Source organism: Bifidobacterium sp. UBA744 (assembly GCA_002298605.1).
GTDB lineage: Bacteria > Actinomycetota > Actinomycetes > Actinomycetales > Bifidobacteriaceae > Bifidobacterium.
Genome location: DBKS01000063.1, coordinates 29,656 through 47,515, shown reverse-complemented (window position 1 = coordinate 47,515; position 17,860 = coordinate 29,656). Strand labels below are relative to the sequence as shown.

The 17,860-nt window shown below is 62.0% G+C and carries 13 protein-coding genes, 1 other RNA gene and 1 pseudogene; 12 read left to right on the top strand and 3 right to left on the bottom strand.

Going from position 1 to position 17,860, the window contains the following annotated elements; all coding sequences use genetic code 11:
• Positions 1-563, bottom strand: a 563-nt coding sequence (locus B2994_RS07265) for a GTP pyrophosphokinase (protein WP_414630665.1), incomplete at its 3' end; no start/stop codon positions are given.
• A gap of 66 nt (positions 564-629) precedes the next feature.
• On the opposite strand from B2994_RS07265, the gene miaB reads away from it, so the two are divergent.
• The 9 genes from miaB (at position 630) to B2994_RS07220 (ending at position 10,488) form a co-directional block, all read left to right on the top strand.
• Complete coding sequence (gene miaB / locus B2994_RS07260) at positions 630-2,081, top strand: tRNA (N6-isopentenyl adenosine(37)-C2)-methylthiotransferase MiaB (RefSeq protein WP_291527701.1); 1,452 nt, start codon at positions 630-632, stop codon at positions 2,079-2,081.
• A gap of 76 nt (positions 2,082-2,157) precedes the next feature.
• On the top strand, positions 2,158-3,156 hold the full coding sequence (gene miaA / locus B2994_RS07255) for a tRNA (adenosine(37)-N6)-dimethylallyltransferase MiaA (protein WP_291527738.1): 999 nt from the start codon (positions 2,158-2,160) through the stop codon (positions 3,154-3,156).
• A gap of 115 nt (positions 3,157-3,271) precedes the next feature.
• On the top strand, positions 3,272-6,061 hold the full coding sequence (locus B2994_RS07250; protein WP_291527700.1) for an FtsK/SpoIIIE family DNA translocase: 2,790 nt from the start codon (positions 3,272-3,274) through the stop codon (positions 6,059-6,061).
• Between the two features lie 58 nt (positions 6,062-6,119).
• Positions 6,120-6,833 (top strand): CDP-diacylglycerol--glycerol-3-phosphate 3-phosphatidyltransferase, encoded by a 714-nt coding sequence (pgsA, locus tag B2994_RS07245; RefSeq protein WP_291527699.1) that lies wholly within the window; start codon positions 6,120-6,122, stop codon positions 6,831-6,833.
• 2 nt (positions 6,834-6,835) lie between these two features.
• A complete protein-coding gene (locus tag B2994_RS07240; protein WP_291527698.1) occupies positions 6,836-7,366 on the top strand; it encodes a CinA family protein in 531 nt (176 codons plus the stop codon).
• A 156-nt stretch (positions 7,367-7,522) separates the two neighbouring features.
• Entirely contained in the window at positions 7,523-8,023 is a 501-nt protein-coding gene (locus B2994_RS07235) for a helix-turn-helix domain-containing protein (protein WP_291527737.1), read from the top strand.
• A 40-nt stretch (positions 8,024-8,063) separates the two neighbouring features.
• Positions 8,064-8,306: a DUF3046 domain-containing protein gene (locus B2994_RS07230; protein ID WP_291527697.1), complete on the top strand. Its 243-nt coding sequence runs from the start codon at positions 8,064-8,066 to the stop codon at positions 8,304-8,306.
• A gap of 271 nt (positions 8,307-8,577) precedes the next feature.
• Entirely contained in the window at positions 8,578-9,711 is a 1,134-nt protein-coding gene (gene recA / locus B2994_RS07225) for a recombinase RecA (protein ID WP_291527696.1), read from the top strand.
• 66 nt (positions 9,712-9,777) lie between these two features.
• Positions 9,778-10,488: a regulatory protein RecX gene (locus tag B2994_RS07220; protein ID WP_291527695.1), complete on the top strand. Its 711-nt coding sequence runs from the start codon at positions 9,778-9,780 to the stop codon at positions 10,486-10,488.
• 18 nt (positions 10,489-10,506) lie between these two features.
• Here B2994_RS07220 and rnpB read toward each other — a convergent pair.
• Positions 10,507-10,879, bottom strand: an RNA gene (rnpB, locus tag B2994_RS07215) — RNase P RNA component class A.
• Positions 10,880-11,061: 182 nt separating this feature from the next.
• Here rnpB and hpf point away from each other — a divergent pair.
• On the top strand, positions 11,062-11,733 hold the full coding sequence (gene hpf, locus B2994_RS07210) for a ribosome hibernation-promoting factor, HPF/YfiA family (RefSeq protein WP_291527694.1): 672 nt from the start codon (positions 11,062-11,064) through the stop codon (positions 11,731-11,733).
• A gap of 207 nt (positions 11,734-11,940) precedes the next feature.
• Positions 11,941-14,856: a preprotein translocase subunit SecA gene (gene secA, locus B2994_RS07205; RefSeq protein ID WP_291527693.1), complete on the top strand. Its 2,916-nt coding sequence runs from the start codon at positions 11,941-11,943 to the stop codon at positions 14,854-14,856.
• A 213-nt stretch (positions 14,857-15,069) separates the two neighbouring features.
• On the opposite strand, the gene B2994_RS07200 is transcribed toward secA, so the two are convergent.
• A complete protein-coding gene (locus B2994_RS07200; RefSeq protein ID WP_291527692.1) occupies positions 15,070-17,319 on the bottom strand; it encodes an extracellular solute-binding protein in 2,250 nt (749 codons plus the stop codon).
• Positions 17,320-17,477: 158 nt separating this feature from the next.
• Here B2994_RS07200 and B2994_RS07195 point away from each other — a divergent pair.
• Positions 17,478-17,860 (top strand): annotated as a pseudogene (locus B2994_RS07195) (anthranilate phosphoribosyltransferase); the annotation flags it as partial.

Here is a 17,860-nt window from a genome sequence, read left to right as displayed (position 1 = left end):
GCCCAGTAATCCATGGCGATGGTGCGGAACTGGACTTCCACCGGCGTGTAGTGGGGGCCGGACGACAGAAACACCGGCACGGCGTAGATGACATGCAGTGATCGGTATCCGTTGATTTTCGGGTTTTTGATGTAGTCCTTGACCCGAAGCACTTGGATGTCGGATTGGGTCGATAGATAGTTCGACACCGAATACACGTCGTCGCGGTAGTTGCAGATCACGCGGATGCCGGCCACGTCAAAGAGATTGTCCCTGATGGCCTGAACGCTGAGCGGCAGCTTCTTGCGCTTCAGTTTGCCGAGAATCGAGTTGACGGATTTCAGGCGGCGCTCCATGTGGTGGATCGGGTCGTGGCTGAACCGAACCTGGAATTCATCGTCAAGGATTTCCAACTTGGTGCTGATTTCGTACATCGCGCCTTCGTACACCTGCATCATCTCTATGAAATCGGTGATTGTCGTGGAGTCGAAGGTTTTCGCGTCGCCATTGTCGATGGCTTTCAGACGGACTTTCAAGTCTGATGTGCTGATGCGGTTGTGTCGGTCTAAAATCACGCGATTCATTCTAGCGTCGTCGTCGCATCAAGTCTGAGAAAGTGCTGGGTGGTCCGGTCGTTAGGATGGTGGGCTATGGATGAAGCGATGATGACGGAGGCGGAGCGCGCCCCAAAAACCAATGATGCGGTCGATGCCTCGCGCGGTCGGGGCAAAGGTGTTTTTTCGATCCATACGCTGGGATGCCAGATGAATGTGCATGATTCCGAGCGCATCGCCGGCGTGCTTGAACGTGACGGGTATGTGGCCGCGACCGAGGACCAGGCTGCCGGCCACGATGTCGATTTGATTGTGCTCAACACGTGCGCGGTGCGGGAAAACGCCGCCGAACGCATGTATGGCACGGTGGGTCTGTGGGCGGAACTCAAGCGGGAGCGACCGAACCTGCAGATTGCGGTGGGCGGCTGCATGGCGCAGCTTGATCGTGAGAAGATCGCGAAGAAGGCCCCGTGGATCGCCGCCGTGTTCGGCACCAAGAGCATTGGCTCCCTGCCGAGGCTGCTGGATCAGAACCGGGTGAGTGGTACGCCGCAGATCGAAGTCCAGGACGCGTTGACGGAGTTTCCGAGCCAGTTGCCGGCGGATCGCGCCTCGAAGGTCAGTTCGTGGGTGTCGATTTCGGTTGGCTGCAACAACACCTGCACGTTTTGCATCGTGCCCACCACGCGTGGCAGGGAGCGGGATCGACGCCCCGGGGACATTCTCGATGAGATCCGCCGCTGTGTGGCGAATGGAGCCAAGGAAATCACGCTGCTGGGCCAGAACGTGAACTCCTTCGGGTATGCCATGGGCGACCGCTATGCATTCTCCAAGCTGCTGCGCGCCTGCGGGCAGATCGAGGGATTGGAGCGAGTGCGGTTCACATCCCCCCATCCGGCCGCGTTCACCGATGACGTGATCGCCGCGATGGCGGAAACGCCCAATGTGATGCATCAGCTGCATATGCCGTTGCAATCCGGGTCCGATAGGATTCTGCGGGCCATGCACCGCTCATATCGCACCGCCAAGTTCATGACCATTCTCGACAAGGTCCGCGCGGCCATGCCTGACGCGCAGATCTCCACCGACATCATCGTGGGGTTCCCCGGAGAGACCGAGGAGGATTTCCAGGCGACTCTGGACGTGGTCCGCAAGGCGCGGTTCTCGTCCGCGTTCACCTTCGAATATTCTCCCCGTCCCGGCACTCCGGCCGCCGCGATGGAGCAGGTTCCCAAGGAGGTGGTCCAGGATCGCTTCGATCGTCTGGTCGCCTTGCAGGAACGGATCACCGAGGAGGATCTCAAGGCCTTCGAAGGCCGTGACGTGGAGGTGATGATCACCGGGGCGCGCGGTAAGAAGGACGCGGTGACCAAGCGCGTCACCGGTCGCGAGAAAACCGGGGTGCTGGTGCATATCGGCGTGCCGGAGGGGCTCCCCGAGCCGCGGGTGGGGGATTTCGTCACGGCAACCGTCACTCATGCCGCACGGCATAATCTGATCGCCGATCCGAATGTGGAAGCGGGGCAAACCTATGTCGTGCGTCACTGATCCGGTTTCCGAACAATCCAATGCCTCGGGTGTGAGCCGACCGACCGCCGAAAGCAAGGGCGGCGGGACGCCGGGTATGCGCGTGGTGTCGATTGTGGGGCCAACCGCGTCGGGCAAGACCGGTCTGGGCATCGCCATCGCCAAGGAACTCGCGAAACGCGGGCAGAAGGCGGAAATCGTCAACGCCGATGCGTACCAGATGTACAAGGGCATGGATATCGGCACGGCGAAACCGACCGCCGAGGAGCAGGCCGAGGTCAGGCATCATCTCATCGATATCATCGAACCGGATGAGACGATGAGCGTGGCGCGTTTCCAGCAACTCGCCCGCGCCACGATCCGTGATCTGAAAGCTGAGGGCATCCGGCCGATTCTGGTGGGCGGTTCCGGCCTGTATGCGCGGGCAGCCATCGACGATATCTCGTTTCCCGGCACCGATCCCGAGATTCGCGCGGCGTTGGAGCGTCGCGCCGAAACCGAAGGTCCCGGATTGCTGTTCGACGAACTCAAGGCGAAGGACCCGGAAGCCGCCAGTCATATGGATCCGCGGAACGTCCGGCGTACGATTCGCGCGCTTGAGGTGATTTCGCTGACCGGCAAGCCCTACTCTTCGACGCTGCCGCGCTATCGCTATGTGATCCCCTGTGTGCAAATCGGCCTTGACCTTGACCGTGGGGAACTTGACCGCCGGATCTGGGAACGTACCCAGCGCATGGCCAGGGAGGGATTCCTTGACGAGGTGCGCGCGCTGCGTCCCAGACTTGGCTTCACGGCAGGCAGGGCCATCGGTTACCAGCAGATGGTTGACTTGCTGGACGGCATGTGGGATGAGCCCGAGGACGCGTATGCCGATATCGCGCGGAAAACCAGCAGGCTTGCCCGCAAGCAGATGGGCTGGTTCGGGCGGGATCCGCGCATTCATTGGCTGGAGGCCGTGAACCCCAGGCTCGTCGCCAATGCGATGGCCATTATCGATCATGCCGATGCCGGTGAGTATGATCCGATCGACGCCCAAGCCGACGAATATGTGCAGCATCATCTTGGCGACGTGAAGGTTGTTGACGACCGTTTTTAGCGGTGCCTTCATGGGCGTGCGTCGAACGGTCCGGTTGAATGGCCTGTTCGGGAAGTGCTCGTTTTGGGTGTGGGGCGTTGCGCTGTGACGCGATGCCGGTAGGCTAGGGGACGCTATGGCAAGAGAAACATCATCGTCGAGGAACACTAACGGATCGACCGCGAGGCGATCGAATGGCTCAAAGCGTTCGGGGTCCGACCGCCGGCGTGCGGCGGATGAGCCCGAGGAGTCGATGGGCAAGAAAATGCTGCTGTTCCTTCCCCGTCAGCTTGGCGCGTTGGTTCGTTCGCTGACGGGCGTGGGGGAATACGATCCCGTGTATCGCCGCGATGGACTGTGCTTTGTGTTCCTGGTGCTTGCCGTGTTTTTTGTCGCTTCGGAATGGTTCCGGGTCCAGGGCGCGCTGGGCGTGGCGCTGCACGCCGCGGCTTCGGCTGTGTTCGGCGTGATGAGCGTGGTGCTTCCCGTGGTTTTGGCGATTGTGGCGTTTCGGCTGATGCGTCATTCCGGCAAGGGGTCGGATAATCCCCGTGTGATGAGTGGCTGGGCGTTGCTGCTCTGGTCGGTCTGCTCGATAATCGATGTGGCCAGCGCCTCTTCTATGCGTGGATTCGATATTGCCGTGCTGCAACGTTCCGGCGGTTTGCTGGGCTTTGTGCTGGGATCCCCGCTGGCGTGGGGGCTTTCGGCGCCGTTTGCCGTCATCGTGTTCGTGGTTTCCGCGTTGTTCTCACTGCTGCTGATCACCAGGACTCATGTGACCGATTTGCCCGACAAGGCGCGTGAATTGGGTGATATGGTGCGTGGCGCCGCAGCCGACCGGGACGATCGGCGCGACGAAGACGAGCAATTCCCCAATGAGGTGCGTGTGGGCGATGCCACGCTGGCGTTCGCCGATGGCGTGCCCGCTCATGATGGCAATGAGGATGGGAAGGAGGCCAAATCCTCCGGCAAGTCGTCGTGGTGGTCGAGGCTTTTCGCCAAAAAAGCCGACGGTACCAACCACTCCCTCGACTCGTATGAGGGGGATCGCGCGTTTGACCGGGCCGCTCAACAGCATGGCCGGACCGCCGAAACCTCGATTGTCGAGCCGCTTGCCATGGATGCGCCGACTCCCCGCGTCGCTGGTTCCACCCATGCCGTGGGGCATGCGGTCGGTGACGGTGATGATGCGACGGCCGCCATGGGCGCCACGGCTTTGATGCCGTCCGATACCGTGGCGTGCGCGCCTCGGGATGCGACTGTTGCCATGGCCGCGCCGCGTGCGGCCAATCCCAACGACCCATGGGACCTCGCCGCTCCCGACGCGGCGTCCGCCGGTGATGCGGCAGCCTCGGATGCGGCCGGCGATGACGGCGGCCATGTCGCCGACTATCAGTTGCCCGACCTCAATATATTGGTGAAGGGACAGCCCCATCAGGCTCGTACGCCAGCCAACGACCGCGTTATCCGAGCGTTGACGAGCACCTTCCAGCAGTTCAACGTCGATGCCAAGGTCATCGGATTCCTGCGTGGCCCGTCGGTCACCCAGTATGAAGTGGAGCTGGGCAGCGGCGTCAAGGTCGAGAAGGTCACCAATCTGCAGAAGAACATCGCCTATGCGGTGGCGAGTTCCGATGTGCGTATCCTGAGTCCCATTCCCGGCAAGTCGGCCATCGGCATAGAAATCCCCAATGAGGATCGGGAGATCGTGCATTTGGGTGACGTGCTGAGAAGCGACAAGGCCGTGAACGACCCCAATCCCATGCTGACCGGTATCGGCAAGGATGTCGAGGGGCATTTCGTTACCGCCAGCCTGGCGAAGATGCCGCACCTCCTGGTGGCGGGTGCCACCGGTTCCGGAAAGTCCAGTTTTGTCAATTCGATGCTGACGTCGATTATCATGCGTGCCACCCCCGAGCAGGTGCGTCTGATCCTGGTGGATCCCAAGCGCGTGGAGCTGTCCGCCTACGCCGGCATCCCGCATCTGCTCACTCCGATCATCACCGACCCGAAGAAGGCCGCGCAGGCGTTGGAGTGGGTCGTGAAGGAGATGGATGCGCGATATTCCGATCTTGAGTTCTTCGGCTTCCGCCACGTCAAGGATTTCAACGAGGCCGTGCGCGCCGGCAAGGTGCATGCCCCGGCCGGTTCGAATCGCAAGGTCGCCCCGTATCCGTACATCCTGGTGGTGGTTGATGAGATGGCCGATCTGATGATGGTGGCCAAGAACGATGTGGAAAGTTCGATTCAGCGCATCACGCAGCTGGCGCGCGCGGCCGGCGTGCATTTGGTGCTGGCCACCCAGCGGCCGTCCGTTGACGTGGTGACCGGTCTGATCAAGGCGAATATTCCGTCGCGCCTGGCGTTCGCCACGTCGTCGGCCACTGATTCCCGAGTCATTCTCGACACCACGGGCGCCGAAACCCTTATTGGGCAGGGCGATGCGCTGTTTCTGCCGATGGGCGAGGCGAAGCCGCTGCGCGTGCAGGGATCATGGGTGTCGGAATCCGAAATCCGCAAGGCCGTTGAATTCGTGCGCACCCAGCGCAAGCCGCATTACCGCGAGGACATCGAGCAGATGGCCAAGGAGGCCGAGAAGGCGGCGCTGGAGCCGGACGAGGACATTGGCGATGACATGGATGTGCTGCTGCAGGCCGCTGAATTGGTGGTCAGTTCGCAATTCGGCTCGACGTCGATGCTGCAGCGCAAGCTGCGCGTGGGGTTCGCCAAGGCCGGCCGCCTGATGGACCTGCTGGAGTCGCGTGGCGTGGTCGGGCCGTCCGAGGGGTCCAAGGCGCGTGAGGTGCTGGTGCAGCCGCAGGATCTGCCGGCGGTGCTGGCGTTCATCCGAGGGGAGACCAAGACGCTGGAATCCGGCGGCGCCGCCCAGCCCGCGTTGGGGTCTTCCGAAGGCGCATCCTGACTCGGCTGCGCGGTATGTTGAAGACGGAATGGCCTTGTAGGTAAGGAGAAACGCTGTGATGAAGCGCATGTCCGGGCAATCGTTGCTGACGGGCTGGAATAGCGCGCCGAATATCGTGACGTATGCGCGTATTCTGCTCGTGCTGGTGTTCCTGGGATTGCTCGTTGCCGCAGGCGCCCAGCCCACGGCCGGCTTGGCGGGTTTCGGCGATGCGCCGTTGCCGGTCCCCGGTGCGGCGGGCCGCATCGGTTTGCGGTGGTGGGCGGCCGCGGTGTTCCTGCTGGCGGCCTCCACCGACAAGCTTGACGGGTGGCTGGCTCGCCGGACGGATGCGGTGACCGAACTCGGCAAGCTGCTGGATCCGATCGCCGACAAGCTGCTGGTGTTGTCGGCATTGGTGGTGCTGTCGGTCTTCGGCGAAGTCGCGTGGTGGGTCACGGTGCTGTTCCTCGTACGTGAGATCGGTATTACGGTGATGCGATTTCTGGTGATCGACACCGGTGGTAGGGTGATTGCGGCCGCATGGCCCGGCAAGCTCAAAACGCTGTTCCAGTCGATTGCGCTGACCATGGTGTTGGCGCCTGTCTGGACTTTGGGGGCTTCGGCCGCCAGTTCCGGTTACCTGCCGCCTGCGTGCGTGCACGGGTATTATGCCCTGGCCGATGCTCTGCTGCTGCTTGCACTGGTGCTGTGCTGGTATTCGGGTGTCGAGTATGTGGTGAAAACCGTTCGCGCCGCTGGAGTGGCGCATGCTTCCGTGGCGAAGGAGTAGGGATGGGTGACGATAGCGCGCAAAGCCGTCGCGACGAATTGGCGACGATGATTCTCAATATGTGCGAGCGTCGGGGATTGTATATAGCGGCCGCGGAGTCATTGACCGGCGGTTTGCTGGCCGATGCGTTCGTGCGCATTCCCGGCGCGTCGCATGTGTTCCTCGGTTCGGCGGTCACCTATGACATCGCCGCCAAGGCGACGATTCTCGGTGTAAACGCCCAGCTGCTGGCCGATGGCGGGGCGGTGCAGGCCGAAGTGGCGGCCCAGATGGCTCTTGGCACGGCGCGTCTGTACACAAGACCCAGTAAGGCGGGCCGTGTGATTGGTCTGTCCACCACCGGTGTGGCCGGTCCCGGGCCGGATGGCGACAAGCCCGCTGGCTTGGTGTATGTCGGGTTGGCGATTCCCGATGAGGGCGGGACGCTGCGTGCGCAGTCCTATGAGCTGCATCTCAGCGGGTCGCGCGAGGCGGTTCGGCTGAGTGCGGTGTTGCATGTGCTGCGTCACCTGTCGACGTCCATCCCGCGTTGAACGGACGTGTGATGTGTGTCACAATGCCGTTCTCCTGTGGAATAATTGCGCGTCCCCTGCGGTTGAACGACATAGTTCACGGCAACGAAAGGGGATTCGATGACGGCAGTGGAGTTGACGATGGTTCGCAAAGCCAATGGGTCTGAGGCGCGTTCCATGGCTGCGGTGGCTCCGGACATGCCGGCCACCGGCGCCCGGGTGCGTACGTTGACGCCAGCCCAGCAGCGTGCCGTCATGTATGCCCAGCAGCAGATTTTGCGTGCGAAGGCCGCCAAAAAGGCTCGCGACCAGCGGCAGGCGGCGCTGAGTCGCATGTGGAGCGAGGAGGACGTGAGCGGGTCGTCCCGTTGCGCTGCCGTAGAGAGGTCGGGGGATGCCGGTGACCGTGACGCCGATGGCCGTCGCGGCAGGGATCAGGGTGTTTCGTTGCGCGAGGCGATCGGCCATGTGCTGAGGGATCTGCGCACCAAGGATCGTAAGACGTTGCGCGAGGTTTCCGAAAAGGCCGGTGTTTCCCTTGGATATCTGTCTGAAGTCGAGCGTGGGCAGAAGGAGGCCAGTTCCGAGCTGCTCAGTTCCATCGCCGATTCCCTCGGCGTGGGCACCGCCCAGATGCTGCGCATGGTGGCTGACTATATCGAGTCCATGGAAGACTGACCGCGGAGTCTGGCGACTCCGGGCGCTACGGTGGTGCCTTATGCGTGAGCGTGAATTCTGGCAACTTGTCGATGAGGTGTTTGGTCATTCCTACGGGCGGAGCCTTGCCCGTGACCAGCAGCTTGCCGCGTTGCGCTGCATGACGGTTCGGGAGGCGCTTGCAGCCGGTGAGGAGCCCCGTACTGTGTGGAATGTCCTGTGTGATCAGATGGATGTTCCGGACGCTCGTCGGTGGGGCAAGGACCATGTGGCCCCGCCGAAGCCGTATGGGTTTCATGGATAGGCTCTTCGGCGCCGCCGGCTTGCGTCGCGGGTGACGGCGCGTGGCCGATGGTGCGTCCGTTGCCGGCGTGTCTATTCGAACAAATGTTCGCACTGTTGTGTATAATTTCCTGGTAGATGTCCACATGTGGATGGCTGAAGCGCCGGACACGCCCGGAGAAAGCGTTCGGTGGGGGTCGTTCGACCACACCGTCGCGTAGGGCTTGCTGCGGCGTGGTGGTGACCGTACGGTGAGGCATACGGTTGTCGGTAACAGGCATAAGGAGCGTCTGATGGCACAGCAGGCAGGCAATAAGGAACGGTCCGTGGAGGATAAGCGCAAGGCTGCGCTTGATACTGCGCTCGCTCAAGTGGAGAAAAGCTTCGGCAAGGGGTCGGCCATGCGCCTGGGCGACAAGCCGCTGCAGAATGTGGAGGTAATTCCCACCGGCTCGCTGGCGCTTGATATGGCGCTGGGCATCGGCGGCCTGCCCAAGGGGCGTATCGTTGAGATTTATGGTCCGGAATCTTCCGGCAAAACCACATTGGCGTTGCATGTGGTGGCTAACGCGCAGCGGGCCGGGGGAGTGGCGGCGTTCATCGACGCCGAGCACGCGCTGGATCCGGAGTATGCGCGCAAGTTGGGCGTCGACACGGATCAACTGATCGTGTCGCAGCCGGACAATGGCGAGCAGGCCCTGGAAATCGCCGACATGCTCATCCGCTCTGGCGCGTTGGACGTGATCGTGATCGATTCGGTGGCCGCGCTGGTGCCGAAGGCCGAAATCGAGGGCGACATGGGCGATAGCCATGTCGGTCTTCAGGCGCGGTTGATGAGCCAGGCGCTGCGCAAAATGACCGGTGCCCTGGCCCAGTCCGGCACCACGGCCATCTTCATCAACCAGCTTCGCGAAAAGATCGGCGTGTTCTTCGGTTCCCCCGAAACCACCACCGGAGGCAAGGCGCTGAAGTTCTACGCTTCGGTGCGATTGGACATTCGCCGCGTGCAGACTTTGAAGAATGGCGACGAGCCGATCGGCAACCGCACCAAGGTCAAAGTGGTGAAGAATAAAATGGCCCCGCCGTTCAAGATCGCGGAATTCGACATGCTGTACGGCCAGGGCATTTCCGAGGAGGGATCGGTGCTTGATCTGGGCCTTCAGGTCGGGTTGATCAAGAAGTCCGGCTCGTGGCTGTTGTATGACGACGGGCAGCTTGGCCAGGGGCGTGAGAAGGCCCGCCAGTTCCTGAAGGACAATCCGCAGCTTCGTGAGGAATTGGAGCAGAAAATCAAGGCCAAGTTCGGCATTGTCGACGACCCGGACGCCGCCGGCGACGCGGCGGAGGGTGAATCGGCCGGGAAGGGCGCCTCCGATGGCGATACCGGCAAGAGCGGCGCCGCTGCTTCGACTGACGGGGCCAAATAAGGTTATGCCGTTGCCTCTGCCGTTGCCGTTGCGTGCCGCGAATCAGGCCGCATTGGGGATGGTTGTATGATTCGCGCCGAGGAGTTTCTTCGCGACCATCCCGTTCAGTCGTCGGACCAGGCCGTTTCCGGAGCTGGTGACGGCTCCGCTGGGGCCGAATTCGCTGTCGGCAATCCAGCTGAGGGGGAGCGTGCCGCGCGTCGTGGTCGGCTCGCCAGACGGCGGCGAATGCCCAGGCGGGGCGGGTTTGGAGCCACCGCCTCCGCGGCGCCCGCCGAGCCGCTCGACGATCCCTGCGATGACGATGCGTGCAGGGAGGCCGCGCTGAAGCTGCTTGACTATTCGGCTCGTTCGTCAGGCTCGTTGGCTCGTCGTCTGAGCGACAAGGGATACGACGAGTCGACCGTTAGCGGCGTTATCGACCGGCTGACCGAATTGGGGCTGTTGGATGACGAAAGCTTCGCCGCCTCGGTGATCCGATCCTGCGTCGGACGCATGATGGGGCCGCGCGGAGCCCTGGAGGAGCTGACACGTAAGGGCGTCGGCCGTTCCATGGCCGCGCGCATGGTCGACGAGGCTGAGCGGCAGGGCGTCTTTGAGGACGCGGCGTGGGAGCTTGGACGTCGGGTCGCCCGGAAAACGCTGGGCATGGACCGCAGCGTACGCTATCGGAGACTGTGGTCCGCGGGGAGCCGCAAGGGTCATAGTCCCGAAACGTTGCGCAGGGTGGCCGGGGAACTGCTCAGCGGCTCTTGCGGTGACTCGACCGCAAGTTGAAGGCATGGGAAATCGTGGAGTGTGAGACCTCTTATACCCCGGGTTCTGTCGCATCACCTGTTCGGATGATGCGGATGGCCATCCATCTCGATCTGACGTTGCCGCCAGACTCTAGCAGCCTACCCGAGGACGCGGGCGAGCAGCCCAATAGTCCTCTGCTTGGCCTTGCTCCCGATGAGGCTTGCCATGCGGCCGGCTGTTACCAGCGGCCCGGTGGTCTCTTACACCGCCGTTTCACCCTTACCCGCCGTGCAGCACGGCGGGCGGTCTGTTCTCTGCTGCGCTATCTCTCAGGTCACCCTGGGCGGACGTTATCCGCCATCGTGCTCTATGGAGCCCGGAAGTTCCTCAGCCTGTCCGACAGGACGGCCGCGACCATCAAGAGGTCTCACGAATCAGCCAGCCTATCAGAAGGCCGCCCCAAGGAAACACGGCTGATATTCTCGCGAGAACATCAGCGAGTCATACGCATATGCGGCCCGATTCGGCTACAATGTTCACTACCCGGACGCGAAGACGCTGTTCCGGCACAGAAAAACGGCTCGCGCCGTTTTGAGCACAAGGGAGGTCCACATGGATATCGTCGTTACCGGACGTCATACGCAGATCAGGCAAAGGTTCCGTGATGTCGTAGAAAGCAAGATGAATCGTGTGACCGCCATCGCCCCTGACGCCCAGCGCGCTCAGATAGTGCTGTCGCATGAGGGGAATCCGCGTCAGGCCGACACCGCCAAGCGAGTGGAAATCACCATTATCGCCGGTCGCACCGTGGTGCGTGCCGAAGCTTCGAGCGCCGATGAATTCAGCGCCCTCGACATGGCAATGGACAAGCTCACCCTTCGGCTGCGCCGTACACGTGACCGCCGCAAGGATCATCGTCGTGGCTACAGCAACCCCGTTCCCGTTGATCTGGGCGTGGCGTCGCCGGAACCCGAGGTCGCCGAAGAGCCGCAGGAGGAGCCCAACAACAGCCCCGAGGCCGCCGTCGCCTCAGATCTGGGGCCGGGCGAATCCGTTGAGGTACAGGTGGGCGACACCCCCATTGTCATTCGTCGCAAACTGCATATCGCCGAGCCGATGAGCATCGACGAGGCGCTGTACGAGATGGAGCTCATCGGCCACGATTTCTTCCTCTTCGTGAATAAGGCGACCGGCCGTCCCTCCGTCGTCTACCATCGTCACGGATGGAGCTACGGTGTCTTCGAGATCGACACCCCGGAGAACGTCAAGAAGAACGACGACTGAGTCGCAGTTCAAGGCGTTGCCGTCTTGCGGCAGCGATCTTGCATGGGTGATCCCGCGCATTCCGGGCGCATCGGATGCGCGGGATCCCTTTGTGTCGGAGAGGGGCTCATGCGCAGTCGCATCTTGGTGCGGCTGTAGCGGAAAATCCCAATGTTCGCGTAGTATGGTCGCAGTTTGTGCCTGACGGTAAACAACGAGGAGCAGAACGTGGTAAATATCCTGGATAAGGCCTTGCGCATGGGCGAGGGCCGCCAGATCAAGAAACTTGAGAACGTGGCCAAGGCCGTCAACGCCAAGGAAGAGGAGATTTCGGCGCTGTCCGACGAGGACCTCAAAGCCCAGACGGGCAAGTTCAAGCAGCGTCTGGAAAACGGCGAATCGCTTGATTCCCTGATGCCGGAAGCGTTCGCCACGGTCCGCGAGGTCTCCAAGCGCACCCTCGGCCAGCGTCATTTCGACGTTCAGCTGATGGGCGGAGCGGCGCTGCACTGGGGCAATATCGCCGAGATGAAAACCGGCGAGGGCAAGACGTTGGTCGCAACGCTCCCGAGCTACCTGAACGCGCTTGAGGGCAAAGGCGTCCACGTTGTTACCGTCAACGATTATCTTGCCAGTTATCAGAGCGAGCTGATGGGCCGCATCTACCGCTTCCTCGGCATGAGCGTGGGCTGCATCGTCACCGATCAGAAACCGCCGGAGCGCCGCAAGCAGTACAATGCCGACATCACCTACGGCACCAACAACGAATTCGGCTTCGACTACCTGCGCGACAACATGGCGTGGGAGAAAAGCGATCTGGTGCAGCGCGGCCATCACTATGCCATCGTCGACGAGGTCGATTCCATCCTGATCGACGAGGCCCGTACCCCGTTGATCATCTCGGGTCCCGCCGAGGGCGACGTGACCCGCTGGTATCGCCAGTTCGCGCGCCTGGTGCCGAAGCTGGTTCGCGACGAGGACTACGAGGTCGACGAGAAGAAAAAGGTCGTCGGCATCCTTGATCCCGGCATCACCAAGGTCGAGGACTACCTTGGCATCGACAACCTGTACGAACCGAGCAACACGGCGTTGATCGGCTATCTGAACAATGCGATCAAGGCCAAGGAGCTCTTCCTGCGCGACCGCGATTACGTGGTGTCCAACGGCGAGGTGCTGATCGTCGATGAGCACACCGGCCGCATTCTTTCCGGACGCCGGTACAACGAGGGTCTCCATCAGGCCATCGAGGCCAAGGAGCATGTCGAGGTCAAGGCCGAGAACCAGACATTCGCGACGATCACCCTGCAGAACTACTTCCGTATGTACGACAAGCTTGCCGGCATGACCGGCACCGCCGAAACCGAGGCCGCCGAATTCATGGGCACCTACAAACTCGGCGTGCTGCCGATTCCGACCAACAAGCCGCCGCAGCGCATCGATCAGGACGATCTGATCTACCGCACGAAGAAGGAGAAGCTCGCCGCCATCGTGCGTGATGTGGCCAAGCGTCATGCAAAGGGCCAGCCGGTGCTGCTCGGCACCGCCTCGGTGGAATCCTCCGAGGTCGTTTCGTCGCTGCTGGACGTGGCCGGCATCCCCCATCAGGTGCTGAACGCCAAGCAGCACGCCAGGGAAGCCGCCGTGGTCGCGGTCGCCGGCCGCAAGGGCGCCGTGACGGTCGCCACGAATATGGCGGGGCGTGGCACCGACATCATGCTCGGCGGCAACGTCGAGTTCCTTGCCGACGCCAAGCTCAAGGCCCAGGGGTATTCCCCGGAGGACACTCCCGACGAGTATGAGAAGCTGTGGCCCGGCACTTTGGCCCAGGTCAAGGAGCAGGTCAAGGATGAGCATGAAGAGGTGGTGAAGCTCGGCGGTCTGTATGTGCTGGGCACCGAGCGCCACGAATCGCGGCGTATCGACAATCAGCTGCGAGGCCGCTCCGGACGCCAGGGCGATCCCGGCGAATCCCGCTTCTACCTGTCTTTGGAAGACGATCTGATGCGTCTGTTCAACACGCAGCTGGTGGCTCGCGTGATGGCCAAGGGCATGCCGGAGGGCGAGCCGATCGAGTCGAAGTCCGTTTCCAAGGGCGTTCGCAATGCCCAGAAGGCCGTGGAATCGCGCAACTTCGAGATTCGCAAGAACGTGCTCAAGTACGACGATGTGATGAACAAGCAGCGTACGGTGATCTATCAGGAGCGTCAGGCCGTGCTGCAGGGCGAGGACATCCACGATGACATCGAGCGCTTCGTCGCCGACACGGTGACCTCGTATGTGCACGGTGCCAACAACGGTTCCGACAAGCCAGCCGACTGGGATTGGGAGGGTCTGTTCAAGGCGCTGCGGTCCGTCTACCCGGTTTCCCTCAGCGAGGATGACGCCAAGGCGAAGGTCGAGGGACTCAAAGGTGACAAGGCGTTCGATGCCCTGATCGGCGTCGTTGTGGACGACGCCAAGGAACAGTATCGTCAGCGTGAGGACAGGCTCGGCGAGGAGGGCACCCGTCAGCTCGAGCGCCGTGTTGTGCTCGCCGTGCTTGACCGCAAGTGGCGTGAGCACCTCTACGAGATGGACTACCTCAAAGACGGCATCGGTCTGCGTGGCATGGGTCAGCGCGATCCTCTGGTTGAATACCAGCGCGAGGGGTATCAGATGTACAACTCGATGATCGAAGCCATCAAGGAGGAGTCGGTGCAGCTGCTCTTCCATGTGGACATCGACCAGATCGCCAAAACCGAAGACCTTGAGTCCAATAAGGACGAGGATGCTGCGGTTGACGAGGCGGAGGCCAAAGTCGGCATCGACGCCGCGTCGGAGGCTCCGGCGGCCGAAGAGCTGAGTGCGCCCTCCGAACCGGATGATGAGGACAATGACAGGGCTGAGGAGGAAACCGCCGTCGCCCGGGAGGCCGAGGAGGCCGCCGGGGAATTGGACGAGGCCAAGTCCGAGCCTGAAGTCATCGTCGGTCCCGCTCCGATGAGCCATGCCGAAGGCAAGGTCCCCGCTTCCAAGAAGCCCAAGAGCGAGGAGCTCAAGACCCCGTGGGCCGATGGCCGCACGTTCCCGGGGACCCCGAAGAATGCGCAGTGCCCGTGCGGTTCCGGTCGCAAGTACAAGATGTGCCACGGTCAGAACGAGTAATGAGCCAATTGCCCGGACAGTCCCAATGATCTGATTGACTTGATCGCCTGATTGATCCGGTTGGCGAGTGAGGTCCTTCGCAACGAACAGCAGCTGCGAAGGACCTCACTATGGCTTGGGCGTGGACGGGGTTGTAGTGGGGTGGGCATGAGGTGGAACGGACCCAAGACGTGGTCCTGAGCGTGCCGGATCGGCACCCTCGTCCTAGCTCAACTACAACTCGGTGACGCTGAACCCCTGTGAGCGTGCATAGCCGGGCAGCTCGCCAAGCCAGGAGGCGAAGGCCTCGGGGGAGTGGCCGCCGACCTTGAGTTCGGGCAGCACCCGTTTGGCGTATCCGCGAGACATGAAGGTCTCGAAGGGAAGATGATCCCACTGCTGGTTGACCCGCTGCGCTGATTGCGTATAGATGCGATACACCTGCTGGTTGAAGTAGGTGTCGTTGGTTCCGAGCAGATCCGGCTTGTTCTGGAAGTATGTGGTGGCCGAGTATCCGCCGATCGCACGCAGATCCACGGAAACCGGGTTGGCCTGGACCCAGTGGATGAGCTGGAGGGCCGCCAGCTGGCGCTCCCTGGGGATGCGGGCGCTGATGCACATCATCGATCCGCCGATCTGCGCGGTCAGCAGATGTTCCGGCGTGCTCCATGACGGCGGCAGCGCGACATGCCATTGTCCCGCATTCGCCGGATATGAGGCGGCGAGGATCTTGCTGAACCAGTTGCCCTGCAATACGGTGAGAATGGCGCCGTCCTTCATGGTGGCGTAGCGGCCGTCCCACATGGAAAGGGCGGTCAGGGCGCCGTCGTCGATGCATCGCTGCAGGAAAACCGTGATGTCGCGGATGCGATGATCATTGAGATTGAAGGTGATCTTCCCGTCCTCTTCCGACTGCCAGGGGCATATGCCGGCCGACCGTAGGAAGGCGAGATAATATTGCATGTCGGAGTCTATGGCGCCGAGGTATCGCGACGGGGCGCGGCGGTGCAGCTCGACGCCCGATTCGTAGAACTCACGCCATGTTGCGGGCACGGATATGCCGTAATGGTCGAGCAGATCCCTGCGGTAGAACAGTGCGGTTTGCGATTGGTCACCGGGCAATCCGTAGAGGTGCCCGGCGTAATGCGCCGTTCTCCAGGCCGCCTTGTTGAATTCCGGTCCCCATTTTGCCTCGATGTCCGGGGAATCGAGTTTGAGAAATGCGCCGGAAGCGGCGAATTGCGGCATTGTGGTCACGTCGAGGTTGAAGACGTCGGGCACGGGACGATGCGACTGCAGGCGCTCCCAATACATGTCATTGGCCATCTGCATGGTATGGCCGTCAATGAGGTCGAGCACGATATGCGGATGCGTCCGCTGGAAGGCTTCGAGTCGCGGCATCAGTTCGGTGAAGGCTTGCGACAACACGGTCAGCGTAATGGTGCCGTCGTGCTTTGTCTGCGTTGACGTGACATAGGGGCCCAGTTTCATCACCGAGCGCTTCTGCTTGCTGATCGACTCACGCACGATGAGTTTTGCCGGCTCGCTGATGTTGATTCGTCGCGATTGCGGGGATCGGATGAGATCCACGATGGTGTCCGCGGCCTTGACGCCGATGACGTCGGCGTGCTGATCAATTGTGGTCAGCGGCGGCAGCGTTGTCGTCGATGCCGGATCGTTGTCGAAACTGACGATTGACACGTCGTCGGGAACGCGCAGCCCACGGGCCCGGAGCGCCGACTCGAAGCCGATGGCGAGTTGGTCGTTGTAGGCGAACACCGCGTCGCTGGGGTGGCACAGGTATCCGTCGACGGCTTTTTTGCCGCTTTCGATGACGGCGGGAAATCCCCGGAGCACGCGAAATTCCAAATCGTAGCGGTATGCCGAGGCCTTCAGGGCGCGTCGACGCATCTCATTGACCCAGCTGTTGGCGGATCCGGCGAGGAAGGTGACGCTGCGGTGTCCCGATTGCCGCAGCATGCGCATCGCCTGGTCGATGGCGTCCGAGGAGTCCACGCTGATCGTGGACAATCCGCTGAGCTGCTGATTGACCAGTACGGTCGGGCGGTTGATGGCGAATCGACGCAGATCCGGTTCGTTGATGGTGGGGGAGATGAGCACCACGCCGTCGACGTTGCGCAGCAGCAGCGAGGAGGTACGGCGTTTGATGTTGTTGTCCATCGTGGCGTCGGAGCAGACCGCCGCGTAGCCGCGCTCCTCAAGGCGCGTTTCCAGTGCGGAGAGCAGTCGCATATTGTGGGGGTTGTCGAATCCCGACACCATGATCGACACCAGTCCGGTGGAGGGGGACTCCAGGATGTCGTCCTTGCCGGCGGTGAGATATCCGAGTTCTTCGGCAACGCGGTGGATCTTCAGTTCGGTTCGGGCTGACAGGCGGCCTGGCTTGCTCAGCGCGCGAGATACGGTGGACGGGCTGACCCCGGCTGCCTTGGCGATATCGTAGATGGTGACGTTCCGCGCCATGTCCCCTCCGTTCAGCTCTGGCCGCCTTTGGCTTGGCAACCTACGGCAACTCCATAACATTAGCAGCAATGCAACGTGATCCGACATGCGAAACCCGAAAGCCGGCGAAATTATGTATGCGTACAATGGCGAGCGTGCCGAGTTGTCGAGGAGGTAACATGAACGGCGGATACTCATGGAAGTCTATTCTGTCCAAACTGGTTGGCGGAAGCCACCTCAGCGCCGAGGAATCCGAATGGTTCGTCGATGATCTGATGAAGGGCAATGCGAATCCCGCTGCGGTGGGAGCGGTGCTCGCAACCCAGCAGCAGCTGGGTCTGACCGCCGAGGAGGTGCGCGGCGCCGCCAAGGCCATGGTGTCGCATGCCGTGCCGCTGAAGGTCTCGGGCGAGACCACCGATATCGTGGGCACGGGCGGCGATGGCGCGGCCACCGTGAACCTGTCGACCATGGCGGCCGTGGTCGCGGCTGCCGCCGGCGTCAAGATCGTCAAGCACGGCAACCGGGCCGCCTCATCCAAATGCGGCGCCGCGGATTGCCT

Coding starts and splice junctions, on each gene's coding strand:
- B2994_RS07200 (WP_291527692.1), bottom strand. CDS start 17,319: ATGGCGCGGAACGTCACCATCTACGATATCGCCAAGGCAGCCGGGGTC.
- B2994_RS07240 (WP_291527698.1), top strand. CDS start 6,836: ATGGGTGACGATAGCGCGCAAAGCCGTCGCGACGAATTGGCGACGATG.
- recA (WP_291527696.1), top strand. CDS start 8,578: ATGGCACAGCAGGCAGGCAATAAGGAACGGTCCGTGGAGGATAAGCGC.
- B2994_RS07230 (WP_291527697.1), top strand. CDS start 8,064: ATGCGTGAGCGTGAATTCTGGCAACTTGTCGATGAGGTGTTTGGTCAT.
- miaB (WP_291527701.1), top strand. CDS start 630: ATGGATGAAGCGATGATGACGGAGGCGGAGCGCGCCCCAAAAACCAAT.
- miaA (WP_291527738.1), top strand. CDS start 2,158: ATGCGCGTGGTGTCGATTGTGGGGCCAACCGCGTCGGGCAAGACCGGT.
- hpf (WP_291527694.1), top strand. CDS start 11,062: ATGGATATCGTCGTTACCGGACGTCATACGCAGATCAGGCAAAGGTTC.
- B2994_RS07220 (WP_291527695.1), top strand. CDS start 9,778: ATGATTCGCGCCGAGGAGTTTCTTCGCGACCATCCCGTTCAGTCGTCG.
- B2994_RS07235 (WP_291527737.1), top strand. CDS start 7,523: ATGGCTGCGGTGGCTCCGGACATGCCGGCCACCGGCGCCCGGGTGCGT.
- pgsA (WP_291527699.1), top strand. CDS start 6,120: ATGAAGCGCATGTCCGGGCAATCGTTGCTGACGGGCTGGAATAGCGCG.
- B2994_RS07250 (WP_291527700.1), top strand. CDS start 3,272: ATGGCAAGAGAAACATCATCGTCGAGGAACACTAACGGATCGACCGCG.